At 70.9% G+C, this 14,176-nt stretch carries 11 protein-coding genes and 2 pseudogenes; 11 read left to right on the forward strand and 2 right to left on the reverse strand.

Annotation, left to right across the window (positions count from 1 at the left end):
• Positions 1-508 precede the first annotated feature (508 nt).
• Positions 509-1,861, forward strand: coding sequence for an esterase-like activity of phytase family protein (locus ACFWY6_RS12290; protein ID WP_384688225.1), 1,353 nt, complete (start codon positions 509-511; stop codon positions 1,859-1,861).
• A 16-nt stretch (positions 1,862-1,877) separates the two neighbouring features.
• Here the strand turns inward: ACFWY6_RS12290 and ACFWY6_RS12295 are convergent, their stop codons facing one another.
• Together ACFWY6_RS12295 and xylA are read right to left on the reverse strand one after the other, a co-directional pair.
• Positions 1,878-2,147, reverse strand: a complete 270-nt coding sequence (locus ACFWY6_RS12295) for a hypothetical protein (protein ID WP_360775897.1) — start codon at positions 2,145-2,147, stop codon at positions 1,878-1,880.
• A gap of 309 nt (positions 2,148-2,456) precedes the next feature.
• On the reverse strand, positions 2,457-3,623 hold the full coding sequence (xylA, locus tag ACFWY6_RS12300; protein ID WP_384688227.1) for a xylose isomerase: 1,167 nt from the start codon (positions 3,621-3,623) through the stop codon (positions 2,457-2,459).
• 192 nt (positions 3,624-3,815) lie between these two features.
• Here xylA and xylB point away from each other — a divergent pair, with 192 nt between their 5' ends.
• From xylB to ACFWY6_RS12350, 10 genes and pseudogenes are all read left to right on the forward strand, one after another.
• Entirely contained in the window at positions 3,816-5,270 is a 1,455-nt protein-coding gene (xylB, locus tag ACFWY6_RS12305) for a xylulokinase (RefSeq protein WP_384688230.1), read from the forward strand.
• 37 nt (positions 5,271-5,307) lie between these two features.
• Positions 5,308-6,507: an ROK family protein gene (locus tag ACFWY6_RS12310; RefSeq protein ID WP_384688233.1), complete on the forward strand. Its 1,200-nt coding sequence runs from the start codon at positions 5,308-5,310 to the stop codon at positions 6,505-6,507.
• Positions 6,508-6,787: 280 nt separating this feature from the next.
• Positions 6,788-7,024 (forward strand): annotated as a pseudogene (locus ACFWY6_RS12315) (class I SAM-dependent methyltransferase); the annotation flags it as partial.
• 184 nt (positions 7,025-7,208) lie between these two features.
• On the forward strand, positions 7,209-7,337 hold the full coding sequence (locus ACFWY6_RS12320; RefSeq protein WP_384688235.1) for a hypothetical protein: 129 nt from the start codon (positions 7,209-7,211) through the stop codon (positions 7,335-7,337).
• 182 nt (positions 7,338-7,519) lie between these two features.
• On the forward strand, positions 7,520-8,923 hold the full coding sequence (locus ACFWY6_RS12325) for a tetratricopeptide repeat protein (protein ID WP_384688237.1): 1,404 nt from the start codon (positions 7,520-7,522) through the stop codon (positions 8,921-8,923).
• Between the two features lie 327 nt (positions 8,924-9,250).
• Positions 9,251-10,426 (forward strand): annotated as a pseudogene (locus tag ACFWY6_RS12330) (APC family permease); the annotation flags it as partial.
• A gap of 160 nt (positions 10,427-10,586) precedes the next feature.
• Entirely contained in the window at positions 10,587-11,600 is a 1,014-nt protein-coding gene (locus ACFWY6_RS12335) for an acetamidase/formamidase family protein (RefSeq protein WP_384688240.1), read from the forward strand.
• A gap of 48 nt (positions 11,601-11,648) precedes the next feature.
• A complete protein-coding gene (locus ACFWY6_RS12340) occupies positions 11,649-12,248 on the forward strand; it encodes an N-acetylmuramoyl-L-alanine amidase (RefSeq protein WP_384688243.1) in 600 nt (199 codons plus the stop codon).
• A gap of 87 nt (positions 12,249-12,335) precedes the next feature.
• Positions 12,336-13,592 (forward strand): GAF domain-containing protein, encoded by a 1,257-nt coding sequence (locus tag ACFWY6_RS12345; RefSeq protein ID WP_384688246.1) that lies wholly within the window; start codon positions 12,336-12,338, stop codon positions 13,590-13,592.
• A 119-nt stretch (positions 13,593-13,711) separates the two neighbouring features.
• A partial coding sequence (locus tag ACFWY6_RS12350) for an aldehyde dehydrogenase family protein (protein WP_384688249.1) occupies positions 13,712-14,176 on the forward strand: 465 nt, incomplete at its 3' end.

Here is a 14,176-nt window from a genome sequence, read left to right on the forward strand (position 1 = left end):
ACACAACCGAGTGCTGGTGGTTTGGGGTGGGTGTGTTTTTGTCTCACACCCACCCCCCCCGGGGGGGGGGGGGGGCCCCCCCCCCCCCCCCACCACACCGCTGAAGTTCCACGGCACACCGCACGTCCCCCTTGGCCGAAACGCATCCGGCGGCGCCCGGCGCGTCCATGCCTCGTGTCCACGCGCCGGGAACACCCGCGCGTGGACTCGCCCTGATCAGGGATTGAGCGCGGCCATGTCATCCGGGAGCGTGGACCGCACCGTTTCAGGGGCATCGGGTCACGGACACGACCCTCCTGAACGCGTCAGCGCGATCCACCTGAAGGGGGGCGACAAGGACAGCGTGCCCAACCACTGCTGACCGGACGATGGCGGACGGCGGCGCCTCCTGCCCCTCGCGGGAGGCGCCGTCGGCATGCCCCCTCACGTTCACCTCTCCGCCTCCTTGCGTTCGTGGCGACGGCGAAGTCTGACCGCTGTCACCGAACTCGCGCCCCAGGAGGCACCCATGTCCCCGCACGCCGCCCGTCAGCGTCGCGTCCGCCGTTCCCTCGCCGTGGGTGTGCCGATCGCCGTGATCGCGGCGGTAGTGGTGACCGGAACCGCCACAGGCGCGCAGACCGGCGGCAAGGAGAAGGCGCCTCGGATCACCTCGACCGCGACGCTGGGCGACATCCCGCTGGGCACCTTCAGCAACTCCTTGGTGCCCGGCACGGTGGACGACGACCGGGACGTGCGTCTCGGCGGCATAGGCAGCGACATCTATCCGGCTGGCCGCAAGGGCGAGTTCTGGACGGTCACCGACCGGGGGCCCAACGGCCAGATCAAGGTGGACGGCAAAAAGCGGCGCACCTTTCCCGTCCCCGGTTTCGATCCGGCGATCGTGAAGGTCCGTGTCTCCGGAGACACCGTGAAGGTCATCGACGCGCTGCCGCTGACGACGTCCTCCGGAAAACCCGTCACCGGACTGCCCAATCAGGAGGGGCGTGATGAGGCTCCGTACACGTACGACGCCAAGACCCCTCTGACGTACGACCCGAACGGTCTGGACACCGAGGGCATCGTGCGGGCCGACGACGGCAGCTTCTGGCTGGTCGACGAGTACGGCCCCTCGCTCGTCCACGTCTCCGCGCGCGGCAAGGTCCTCAAGCGCTATGTGCCGCAGGGCCTGAAGCTGTCCGGGGCGGACTACCCCGTGGCCGAGGCACTGCCCGGCATCCTGCTGCACCGCAAGGTCAACCGCGGCTTCGAAGGGCTCGCCCAACTGCCGGGCGGGGACCTGGTGATGGCGGTGCAGAGCCCGCTGTCCGTCCCCGACGAGGACGCCGGTGAGGGCTCGCGGACGACGCGGCTGCTGCGCTTCTCACCGAAGAAGCAGGCGGTCACCGCCGAGTACGCGTACCGCTTCGACCCGGTGGGGGTCGTCGACCCGGGCGAGGACGACACGTCCGAGCTGAAGATCTCCTCCGTAGTGGCCGTCGGTCGTGACCGGCTCCTCGTAGAGGAGCGCACCGACAAGGCCGCGCGGCTGCAGACGGTGAAGCTGGACCCCGGCTCCGACATCCTCGGCGACCGGTGGGACGACGCCGCCACGGAGCCCACCCTGGAGCAGCTCGACGATCCGGCCGGCTCCGGAGTGCCCGTCCTGAAGAAGCGCCTCGTGGTCGACCTGGGCGCCGTCGAGGGAGTGCCCGACAAGATCGAGGGTGTGGCCCTCGTGAACAGTCGCACCCTCGCCCTGATCAACGACAACGACTTCGGGATGACCGACGGCCCCGAGGCCTTCGACAAGGACGGCCGCCTCGTGGACAGCGGAGTCGAGACCACCGTGACGTACGTGCGGCTACCGAAGGGCCTCTGAAACTGTCCGCCGCCGACTAGTTGCCCGCGGCCGACGGAATCAGAGATTCCAGGTCATCCGGATCGGTCGGCAGATCGCTGGGGAAGTCTGACGGCAGGCCGCTCGGCAGGTTGGACGGGACCTCCGTAGGAAGTTCCGACGGGATCTGCGACGGGATGCTCAGCGACGGCGTGGGCTTGCCGCCCGAGCTCTCGCTGCTCTCGGACGGTCCCTTCTTGCCCGGGGATTCATCGCCGCTGGTGGCCACCAGAACCACCGCGACGACGGCTCCCACCGCGATGATCACGGCGAGCAGGATGAAGAGCCCGTTGCGCCGTCCCGGAGGCCCTCCGGGCGGTGGCGACGGCGGCCAGGCGCCGCCGTCCGGAGGCAGGCCGCCGCCTCCTTCAGGAGGCCATCCCCCACCGCCCGGCGGCGGTCCGTACCCGCCTCCGGGCGGACCGAAGCCGCCGTCACCTGGCGGGGGCGCGTCACCCGGCGGAGGAGGAGGCTGCGGCGGTACGGGCGGCATGGCCATACCGTCAAGAGTCGCCTCGCGCCGGTCAAGACGCGACCCCTGTGCAGAAGTTGATGCACCCGAAGTGACGCTTCGGGGTCAGCCGCGCGCCCCCAGGAGGTGGTCCATGGCGAGCTGGTCGAGACGTTCGAAGGCCATGCCACGGGCGGCGGCACCCGTGACGTCGAAGTCCTCGAAGGCGCCGCGATCGGCGAGCAGCCCGCTCAGGCCGTCCTCAGCGGTGGGCAACGACAGTTCGTCGAGACGTGCGGCGCGCAGGGCCTCCTGGACCTCCGGGTCGGCGCGGAACGCGACGGAACGCTCCCGCAGGATCAGGTAGTTGCGCATGCACCCGGCCGCCGACTCCCACACACCCGCGTAGTCCTCCGTGCGCGGCGGCTTGAAGTCGAAGTGCCGCGGGCCCTCGTAACCACCCCTCTCCAGGAGGTCGACCAGCCAGAAGGCGCTCCGCAGATCGCCCGCCCCGAAGCGCAGGTCCTGGTCGTATTTGATGCCGGTCTGGCCGTTGAGGTCGATGTGGAAGAGCTTGCCCGCCCACAGCGCCTGGGCGATGGAGTGCGGGAAGTTGAGGCCGGCCATCTGCTCGTGGCCCACTTCGGGGTTGACCCCGAACAGCTCGGAGCGCTCCAGGCGCTCGATGAAGGCAAGGGCGTGTCCGACGGTCGGCAGCAGGATGTCGCCGCGCGGCTCGTTCGGCTTGGGCTCGATCGCGAAGCGCAGGTCGTATCCCTGTTCCGTCACATACTCGGCGAGCAGGTCGAATGCCTCCTTCATCCGGTCCAGAGCGTCGCGCACGTCCTTGGCGGCACCGGACTCCGCGCCTTCCCTGCCGCCCCATGCGACGTAGGTGTGTGCGCCGAGCTCTACCGCGAGGTCGATGTTGCGGATCGTCTTGCGCAGGGCGTAGCGGCGCACGTCGCGGTCGTTGGCGGTGAATGCGCCGTCCTTGAAGACGGGGTGCGTGAACAGGTTCGTGGTGGCCATCGGCACGACGAGGCCGGTCGCGTCGAGCGCCTGGCGGAAGCGCTTGATGTGGGACTCGCGCTCGGTGTCCGTGGCCCCGAAGGGGATCAGGTCGTCGTCGTGGAAGGTCACTCCGTAGGCACCCAGTTCGGCCAGGTGCCGTACGGAGTCGGCCGGTTCGAGGGGCGCGCGTGTGGCGTCTCCGAACGGGTCCCTTCCCTGCCAGCCGACGGTCCACAGGCCGAAGGTGAACTTGTCCTCAGGAGTGGGCTGGTACGTCATGTGCGGCTCCCTGGATGGCTGATGCGGGCGGCGGGGCGGACCGGACGCGGCTGTGCCGTGGGCTCAGATGCGGCCGCCACGACTATTTCGTCATGGCACTTAACAAATTAGTATCCGGAGGCATCCCTGGGAAGGTCGGACGGAGAGAAGTCCGGAAGCACCCGGAAAGAGCCGCGGGAACGGAGACCCCCGATGTCATCAGCACCAGCAGCCGACGGTCCGCTCGTCGTCGGCGTGGACAGCTCCACGCAGTCCACCAAGGTCCTGGTCGTCGACGCCGCGACGGGCAGGGTGGTGGCGCGCGGTCAGGCGCCGCACGGCGTCAGCTCGGGCGCGGCTCGCGAGAGCGACCCTGAGGAGTGGTGGAGCGCCCTCAGCGCGGCGCTGCACCAGTGCGGTGACGCGGCACGCGAGGCCGCGGCCGTGTCGGTCGGCGGCCAGCAGCACGGCCTTGTCACCCTCGACGCGAACGGCAGGCCGGTACGGCCCGCGCTGCTGTGGAACGACGTGCGCTCGGCGGCGCAGGCCCGCACCCTGGTCGACCGCCTCGGCGGCCCGAAGGCATGGGCCGAGCGCGTCGGCAGTGTGCCGGGGCCCTCCTTCACGGTGACCAAGTGGGCCTGGCTCGCCGAACGCGAACCGGCAGCGGCCCGCGCCACCGCGGCCGTCCGCCTGCCCCACGACTACCTCACCGAACGCCTCACCGGGACCGGCACGACCGACCGGGGCGATGCCTCCGGAACGGGGTGGTGGGCGTCGGCGACGGAGACGTACGACGAGGAGATCCTCGACCTCGTCGGGCTCGACCCTGCTCTGCTGCCGCGCGTCGTCCGCCCCGGGGAGGTCGTCGGCACCGTACGGGGCAGCGGCGAACTGCCCTTCTCCAAGGGCACGCTGGTGGCCCCGGGCACGGGCGACAACGCGGCGGCCGCCCTCGGGCTCGGCCTGCGTCCCGGCACGCCGGTGCTGAGCCTCGGCACTTCGGGCACGGTGTACGCGGTCTCCGGCAGCCGCCCCACGGATCCCACCGGGACGGTGGCCGGCTTCGCCGACGCACGCGGCGACTGGCTGCCGCTTGCCTGCACCCTCAACTGCACCCTGGCCGTGGACCGCGTGGCAGCGCTCCTGAGCCTGGATCGCGAGGCCGTGGAGGCGGGTGGCGCAGTCACGCTCCTCCCCTACCTGGACGGCGAGCGCACCCCGGACCTGCCGCACGCCTCGGGGCTGCTGCACGGTCTGCGGCACGACACGACTCCGGGACAGCTGTTGCAGGCGGCGTACGACGGGGCCGTGCACTCGCTGCTCGGCGCTCTCGACCTGGTCCTGGACGCGGACGCGGACCGCTCGGCTCCGCTGCTGCTCATCGGCGGCGGCGCGCGCGGCAGGGCCTGGCAGGACACCGTGCGGCGGCTCTCCGGGCGGCCCGTTCAGGTGCCCGAGGCCCAGGAGCTTGTCGCGCTCGGGGCCGCCGCGCAGGCAGCGGGCATCCTGACGGGCGAGGATCCGGCGGCGGTCGCGCGCCGCTGGGGCACGGCCGCCGGACCCGTGCTCGATCCTGTGGAGCGGGACGAGTCGGCGCTGGCGCGGATCGCCGGGGTAATCTCCGACGCGGCACCCCTTCTTGAGAAGGCGGCCCATGAGCAGTGAAAGCCATGAGTGACGACGGGCAGGGGCTGACGGGGGCATGACCGCACCACCGCACGGCACGCGGCAGGGTGTGTCCGGCGCCCAGCTCCCGGACACCCAGCAGGGCATGCGCCGCCGGAACCTCTCGCGTGTCCTGCACGCTGTCGCCGCGCACGGCCCGCTGTCCCGTGCCGCCGTGGCCTCCCGGATCGGCCTGACGCGGGCCGCGGTCTCCACCTTGGTGGACGAGCTGATCCGTTCCGGGCTCCTGGACGAGCTCGGCCCCGAACGCCCGGGCAGGGTGGGCCGGCCCGGTTCCGCCCTCGCGATCAGCGGCCGCGGTCCGGCCGGCATCGGCGCGGAGGTGGGCGTCGACCATCTCGCGGTGTGCGCGGTCGATCTGCGCGGAGAGGTACGCGCGCGTACCGTGCGTCAGGGCAGCAACCGGGGGCGCGCGCCCGAGCCCGTCCTCAAGGAACTCGTCGCGCTGGTGCGGCAGGTGAACACCGAGGCGGGCCGGGAGGGGCTGCGTCCTGCGGGGCTCGCCGTCGCCGTGCCCGGTCTGGTCGCCCGCGACACGGGCACGGTCGTCCATGCCCCCAACCTCGACTGGCACGACGTCGACCTCGCCGCGCTGCTGCCGGGCAAGCTGCCGCTGACGGTGGACAACGAGGCGAACTTCGGCGCGCTGGCCGAGCTGTGGCTCGGCGACGAGGTACCGCAGGACTTCCTCCACGTCTCCGCCGAGATCGGCATCGGTGCCGCGCTGGTCGTCGACGGACGGCTGCTGCGCGGGACGCGCGGCTTCGCGGGCGAGCTCGGACATGTTCCGGTGCGGCCCGATGGCCCGGCGTGTCCGTGCGGCGGTCGTGGCTGTCTTGAGCAGTACGCCGGTGAGGAAGCGGTACTACGGAGCGCGGGCCTTGCACCTGGCGCGGACCGGGTCGGGCTCCTGACCGAGCGCGCCACGCAGGGCGACCAGGACGTGCGCCGCGCGCTGCACGACGCCGGGACCGCCCTGGGCATCGCCCTCACCGGTGCGGTGAACCTCCTTGACCCCCGGTCCGTGGTGCTCGGCGGGGCGCTCTCCCGGCTCGCGCCGTGGCTCCTGCCGCCGCTGGAAGCCGAGCTGCAGCGTCGCACCGCGGGGACGGGCTGCGGCGTAACGGTCTCCCGACTTGGCTCCGACGGCCCGTTGCTGGGCGCCGCGCACTCCGTCGTACGGGCGGTCCTCGACGATCCGGCGGGAGTGTCCTGACGGACCTTCAGCCGGTTCGGCGGCCTGCCGGCAGAGCCTCACTCACCCTCTCTCATGACCTGCCGGAAGAGCCTCACTCACCCTCTCTCATGATCTGGGGCAGTCGCTCCGTGTTGGCTATGGTCCGGGCCATGGGAAGCGATGACAATGCGCTTCTGGAGCAGAGCAGATCACCTACTACCGGGCCGGCGCGGCCGAGTACGACCGCCCCTACGCACAACGACAGGACCTCCAGGACCTGCTGACGGTCACCGCCGACCTCCCCATCGGCGAGGACGTACTGGAACTGGCCTGCGGGACGGGCCAGTGGACCACGATGCTCGCCGCGCGGGCGCGTTCGGTGACGGCAGTCGACGCGGCGGCCGAGACTCTGGCCATCTCCCGGTCCCGTGCCGCGTCTCCGCATGTCCGGTTCATCCAGGGCGACATGTTCGAGTGGCAGCCGCCGAGGCGCTACGACACGGTGTTCTTCGGCTTCTGGCTCTCCCACGTTCCGCCGGCGCGGCTCTCCGCCTTCTGGAGCACCATCGCTGCCGCGCTCGCGCCGGGCGGCAGAGCGATCTTCATCGACGACGGGCCCGGCGAGGCCGCGCGGGAGGAAATGCTCTCGGAGAGGTTCTCGGACAGGTCCGCACCGGCCGCCGTGCGGCGACTCGACGACTCGACGACTCGACGACGGCAGCCGGTACCGCATCGTGAAGGTGTTCCACGACCCCCGGGAACTCACGGGCGACCTGACGGCCCTGGGCTGGTCGGCCCACATCCGAACCGTGGCAGGGAAGTTCATCGTCGGCATCGCGGAACCTCCGCCGCCCAACGGCTCAGCGTGAGGCGGCAGGCTCCTCTTGGCGCATTCCCCGCCCCTTGGCGCATTCCCTCCCCTTGGCCCATTCCGTCAGCCTCCTTCCGGTGAACCGAGCGTCGTCGTGGCATCACCTGGGCAGAATCGCGAGACTGCGAGGAGCCGACGGGAGCAGGGACATCCATGGAATTGGACCGGCATGGCCACGCCATGAGTGGCATCGGCGACGAAGCCGCGCGGCATTACGAGCGGGCGCTTGACGCGCTGTTGTTCTTCCGCGGGGAGGTGGCCGATGAGGCGCAGGCGATGGCGGCGGCCGCTCCTCGGTCCGCCATGGCGCAGGTATTCGGCGCGTATCTCGGGCTGCTGGGCACCGAGGAGAGGGAAGCCGCCGCGGCGCGGCGGACCTTCAGCGCGTTCCTCGGCGGCGTCGACCTGGCAGGGCTTTCGCCGCGCGAGCGCATGCACGCGGCCGCTGCCGACGCCTGGCTCGACGGGGACATGTTCCGCGCCGGGGAGGTCCTCGGCGAGCTCAGCCGCGAGTATCCCCGCGACGCCCTCGCCCTGGCCGTCGGTCACCAGATCGACTTCTTCTCGGGCGACGCGCAGCGGCTGCGCGACCGCATCGGCGGCGCGCTGACCTCGTGGGACTCCGATGACCCGCACTTCGGCCCGCTCCTTGGGATGTACGCCTTCGGGCTCGAGGAGTCGGGGCACTACGGCCACGCCGAGGAGACCGGGCTACGCGCCGTGGAGCGCCATCCGCGTGACGTGTGGGGCATTCACGCGGTCGTCCACACGTACGAGATGCGCGGACGGTTCGCCGATGGGATCCGCTACATGGACGCGCGGACGGCGGACTGGACCGACGGCAACTTCCTGTCCGTGCACAACTCATGGCACTACGCCCTGTACGCGCTGGAGTCGGGGAGCATCGAACGGGTCCTCGCCGTCTACGACAACACCCTCCACAACGAGGCCTCGCAGGGAATCGCCATGGAACTCCTCGACGCCTCAGCCCTGTTGTGGCGGCTGCTCCTCGTCGGTGCCGACGTCGGGCCGCGCTGGGCGAAGCTCGCCGAGGCCTGGGCCGGGCGGGAGGGCGGCGCGTACTACGCCTTCAACGACGTACACGCCGTGATGGCGTACGCGGGGGCCGGCCGGATCGCCGATGCCGAGCGGCTCGTGAAGGACCGCGAGCTGTGGCTCGCCCGCACCGAGCCCGCGGCCTCCCCGGCGGTGTCCAATCATGCGATGACGCGCGAGATCGGGCTGCCGGTGTGCCAGGCCCTCATCGCGCACCGCCGGGAGCAGTACACCCGCGTCGTTGAGCTGCTCTCGCCGATCCGGAACCGCCTCAACTTCTTCGGCGGCAGCCACGCACAGCGGGACGCCATCCAGCGCACGCTGGTGGAGGCCGCCGTCCGCTCCGGCCGGCACGACGATCTGGCGCGCACCCTGCTCAGTGAGCGGATCAGTCTGCGCCCCATCTGCCCGTACAACTGGCAGGCTCGGGCGCGGCTGGCCGACCGGCTCGGCGATCCGGACCAGGCCGTCGCCGCCCTCACCCGAGCCGAGCAACAGGCCGCCGCCGGGGCCGCAGTCTTGGGGTGAGTGGGCCCGCAGCCTTGCGGTGACAGGGCCCGCAGCCTTGGGGCGAGCGGGCCACAAACCATCCTGAGCGGTGCGGCCCGCCGCGTCGGCCATCCCCCTCACGGGTGACCGCGATATCCACAATCACGGTGCTGTACACAGATCCAGCTCGCGCCCTTCCGCCCCAACCAGCCAGCGCCGTAACGTAATTGAGGCGAGGCACCACTCGTCCTGGCGACGGGTCGTGCCGGCGTGGATCGGGGGATTCAAGTGTCGGGGGAAACCAATCCAGGACTGCGTCGCGGAGCCATCGGGTTACGTGAAGTCCTGTTCCAGAGCATTACGGCGATGGCGCCGGCCGCCGCGGTCGCCGCTTCCATTCCGGCGGGCACCGCGTTCGCCGCAGGCTCGATGGCCACCTATACGGCACAAGGGCTGCACCCTGCGGTCGGGTTCCTGGTCGGCTGGGGATACGTCTTCGTGGCAGCGCTCGTCCCTGCCCTGCTGCTGCTTCATTTGGGCTTCACCACAGCGGGCACGCTGCACCACGAGTGGTCCTCCTACCCCGCTGAGCTGTGGTGGCCCTGGTCCCTCGCGGGCGCGGCGATCGTAGGGATCGCCGGGTATCTGGGAGTGCGTGCGTCGGCCCGGTTCGGCACGGTCCTCGGCGCCTTCGAAGTGCTGGCCTTCCTGGCCTTCCTGGCCTTCCTGGCCTTCGCGGTCTTCGCGGTCCTGCTGATCGCCCAAACCGGCAGCGACAACACCTTGTCGGTGTTCGGCACTTCGCACACGGCCGAGGGATACGAGGGACTCAGCGGGGTGTTCGCCGCCTCCGTCTATACGGTGCTCGCCTTCGCCGGCTTCGAGGCCGCGGCGCCCCTCTCCGAGGAGACCAAGGATCCACGGCGCACGATGCACCGCGCGGTGCTGGGCGCCACGCTCACCATCGGCCTCGTCTATGTGATCACGACGTACGCGATGTCCGTGTACTTCGGCCCGGACCGCCCCACCGAATTCGGGGCGTCCGGCGCAGCGTCCTGGGAGGGCGTGGCACGTGCCTCGTTCGGTCTTTTCTGGGTGCTCGTCTTCCTGGCCGTCGTCAACTCCACGATCGCCAACGCCAATGCCTGTGCGAACGTGTCGACGCGTACGGCGTTCGCGTTCGGCCGCATCGGGGTCTTCCCGCGCCCCTTCGCGCGGGTCCACCCCAAGCACCGCTCCCCCGTCGCCGGGGTGGCCGCGCAGTTCGCGATCGCGGTCGCGACGGTGCTCGGGCTCGGCTTCGCCTCTGACCCGGTGACCGCGTTCCTCCTGCTCGCCACGGCGATCGTCACCGTCATCATCGGCGTCTACATCCTGGCGAACCTCGCTTGTGCCGGGTATTTCCTGCGGCGCAGGCGCGAGTTGTTCCGTCCGGTGCGGCATCTGCTCTTCCCGCTGCTCGGCATCGTCGCCTTCGTGGCCGCGCTGCTGACGGCGGCGGGCCTGTCCGTCTTCGACTTCGTGTCCGAGCTGACCGCCCCGGTCTCGTACGCGGGGCCCGTCGTCGGCGTCTGGATGCTCATGGGAGTCGTGGTCCTCGCCGTGCTCCCGCGACGGCATCCAGAGCGCATAGCCGAGACGGCACGGGACCATCTCGACGACGACACCACACCCGATCCTCACAGAGCGGAGCAGCCCTGCGATGAGCGAGCCTCAGATCCTGACCGTGCGACCCGAACCGGGCGAATACGCCTGGACGTTCGGCGGCGCCCCTCCCGTGGCACGCATTGCTCCGGGCACGGTCCTCGACCTGTACACGGAGGACTGCTTCGCGGGGAAAGTCCGCTCCGAGAAGGACTTGGTCTCCGAGGTCTGCGAGTTCCCGTTCCTGAACCCGCAGACCGGCCCCTTCCATGTGGAGGGCGCGGAGCCCGGTGACACCATCGCCGTGCACTTCGTGTCCATCGAGCCCGCCCGCGACTGGGCGGCCTCCACGACGGTGCCGCTCTTCGGGGCGCTCACCTCCACCCACACGACGGCCTCGCTGCAGCCGCCGCTGCCGGAGACCGTGTGGATCTGGCAGCTCGACCGGGACCGTCGCACGGCGCACTTCAGCGCGCGTGACGGCGACTTCGAGATCGCGCTGCCGATGGATCCGATGCACGGCACGGTCGGCGTCGCGCCCGCCAACCTCGAGGTGCGCTCGGCGCTCGTGCCCGACGCGCACGGCGGCAACATGGACACTCCCGAGATGCGGGCCGGGGTCACCTGCTACCTCGGGGTGAATGTCGAGGGCGCGCTCCTGAGCCTGGGCGACGGGCATGCCCGTCAGGGCGAGGGAGAGACCTGTGGTGTCGCCGTCGAGTGCGCCATGAACACCGTCGCGATCGTCGAACTCCTGAAGGGGATCACGACACCCTGGCCGCGCCTGGAGTCCGACACCCACATCGTGTCGACCGGCTCGGCACGACCGCTCGAGGACGCCTTCCGAATATCCCAACTCGGCCTGGTGCAGTGGCTGGTGCGCGACTACAGCTTCAGCGAGCTCGACGCCTACCAGTTCGCGACGCAGACCGTCGAATCACCGCTCGCCAACGTCTGCGACACCAACTACACGTGCGTGGCCAAGATCCGCAAGGAGTGGCTGCCCGCACGCGAGACTCACCGGGGGCTGCATGCGCGGCTGCGCGAGACGGCCGCGTCACTGCCCCATTGACGAGTCCAGAGAGTCCAGCTGTTCCCCCCACCGAGAGGTAGGTCAGCAATGGATCGAGCAAGACGCCTTCCCAGCCGGCGCCGGCTGTTGCAGTGCGCGGCCCTCGCCGCCGTCCCCGCCGCGCTCCTCCCCACCACCCGAGCGACCGCCCGGCCCCGCGCGGTCGACTACCCCCTCGCCGAGTGGGTTCCGGCCAGCGCCTCCAACTACACGGCGGCCAACCGGCCGAGCACCTACCCGGTGGACTTCGTGATCGTCCACGTCACCCAGGAGACCTACGCCGACACCCTGGCCATCTTCCAGAACTCGGCGAAGAAGGTGTCGGCCCATTATGTGGTGCGCTCCGAGGACGGCCACATCGCCCAGTGCGTGCGCGAGCGCAATGTCGCCTGGCACGCCGGCAACTGGAACTACAACACCCGCAGCATCGGCATCGAACACGAAGGGTGGGTCGACCAGCCCGAGTACTTCACCGACGCGATGTACGAGCAGTCCGCGCTGCTGACCTCGGACATCTGCGACACATACGGTATTCCCAAGAACCGCGACCACATCATCGGGCACGTCGAGGTGCCCGGCAGCGACCACACCGATCCGGGACCGTACTGGGACTGGCCGCGCTATATGGACCTGGTGAACTCCGTCTGACGTAGGTCGGCTGATGTTCCGGTGCTTGTCGGCGCGGGCTCGCGGGGCGACGATGGCTGCACCGCATCGCCGTCCCGGGAGGCCGACTTGACCGATCCATGGGTGGCTCTGGAGGCCGGTGCCGATCCCGCGGAGAGGGTGCGGGTGCTGCGCCGCGCCCATGAGAGGTTCACCGAGGCGGGGACCGTCGCGCGGCCGGTCCGTTCCGTGGTGGCCGACTCGTGGCGGCGTTCGGCTCGGGCGAGGGTCTGCCCCGAGGACACCGGTGCGGCGGTGGAACTGACCGACGGGGACCTCGGCACCTATCGGGCGGAGCATCCGCTGGCCGGGGTGATGCCGCTGTTCCGCGAGCTGATGGGCACCTTCGCGATGGACGGTGAGCATCTGCTCGCCGTGTGCGACGCGCACGGCAGGCTGCTCTGGGTCGAGGGGCACTCGGCGACCCGGCAGAAGGCCGGGCGGATGAACTTCGTGCCAGGTGCGCGGTGGGCGGAGTCGGCCATGGGGACGAACGCGCCTGGTACGGCGGTGGCCGTGGACCGGCCGGTGCAGGTGTTCGCCGCCGAGCACTTCATCCGGCGCGTCCAGCCGTGGACGTGTGCGGCCGCTCCGGTGCACGATCCGCGCACCGGCCGGCTGCTCGGGGCGGTCGACATCACCGGGGGTGACGGTCTCGCGCATCCGCACAGCCTCGCCTTCGTCCAGGCCGTCGCGCGCGCCGCGGAGTCCCAACTGGCGCTGCTCGCACCGCCGGTGGAGATGGACGACACCGTGGAGCTCACCGCGCTCGGCCGCGATGAAGCGCTGCTGCTGACCGGGGGCCGCAAGGTCCGGCTGAGCCGCAGGCACAGCGAGATCCTCGTCCTGCTCGCTCGCCATCCGGAGGGGCTCACCGGTGACGAGTTGCTGTGCGCGCTGTACGAGGACGAGTCGGTGACACCGGTGACGCTGCGCGCCGAACTTACCCGGCTGCGCCATGTCATCGGGCCGGAGCTGCTGAGGTCGCGCCCGTACCGGCTCGCGGTGCCGGTCGAGTCCGACGTCGATGCCGTCGAGCGTCGGCTCGGCACGGGGGCGGTCACCGCGGCCGCCGCCGCGTACGCGGGGCCGCTGCTTCCCGGCTCGCAGGCGCCTGCCGTGGCCAGGCTCCGGCGCAGGCTCGCCGACCAGCTGCGCGCGGCGCTCATCGCGCGCCGCGACCCCGACCTCCTGTCCGACTGGGCGCACGCCCCGTGGGGCGAGGACGACCTGGCGGTGTGGCGCGCGCTGGCCCAGGTGCGGGCGACCCCGCCGGTGCTCGCCCGCCTCGATGATCTGAACGCGGAGCTGGCGACCGGGACGTAACCAGCGGCGAAGTGCGCAATCGGCAGCGAGGTGCGCAACGTACATGCAACGTCCGCGCTCCTAGCCTCCGGGCGAGAGCTGCCCAACGGCGGGCAGCCTTCCCCGGGAGGCCAGCCAAGATGACCCGTTACGCAGCGCCCGGCACTGATGGCGCACTCGTCTCCTACCAGGACCGCTACGACCACTTCATCGGCGGTGAGTACGTACCGCCCGCCCGCGGCCAGTACTTCGAGAACCCGAGCCCGGTCAACGGTCAGCCTTTCACCGAGATCGCCCGCGGTACGGCCGAAGACGTGGAACGCGCCCTGGACGCGGCGCACGCCGCCGCCCCCGCCTGGGGCCGCACCTCCGCGACCGAACGCGCGGACGTCCTGCGGAAGATCGCCGACCGCATGGAAGCCAACCTCGAGCAACTCGCCGTGGCCGAGAGCTGGGAGAACGGCAAGCCGGTCCGCGAGACCCTGGCCGCCGACATCCCGCTCGCCATCGACCACTTCCGCTACTTCGCCGGTGCCCTGCGCGCGCAGGAGGGGTCGCGGTGGGCGATAGAACAGGGAACCAGCCCGGTCACCAAACACCATCCC

Source organism: Streptomyces sp. NPDC059037, assembly GCF_042740015.1.
Lineage (GTDB): Bacteria > Actinomycetota > Actinomycetes > Streptomycetales > Streptomycetaceae > Streptomyces.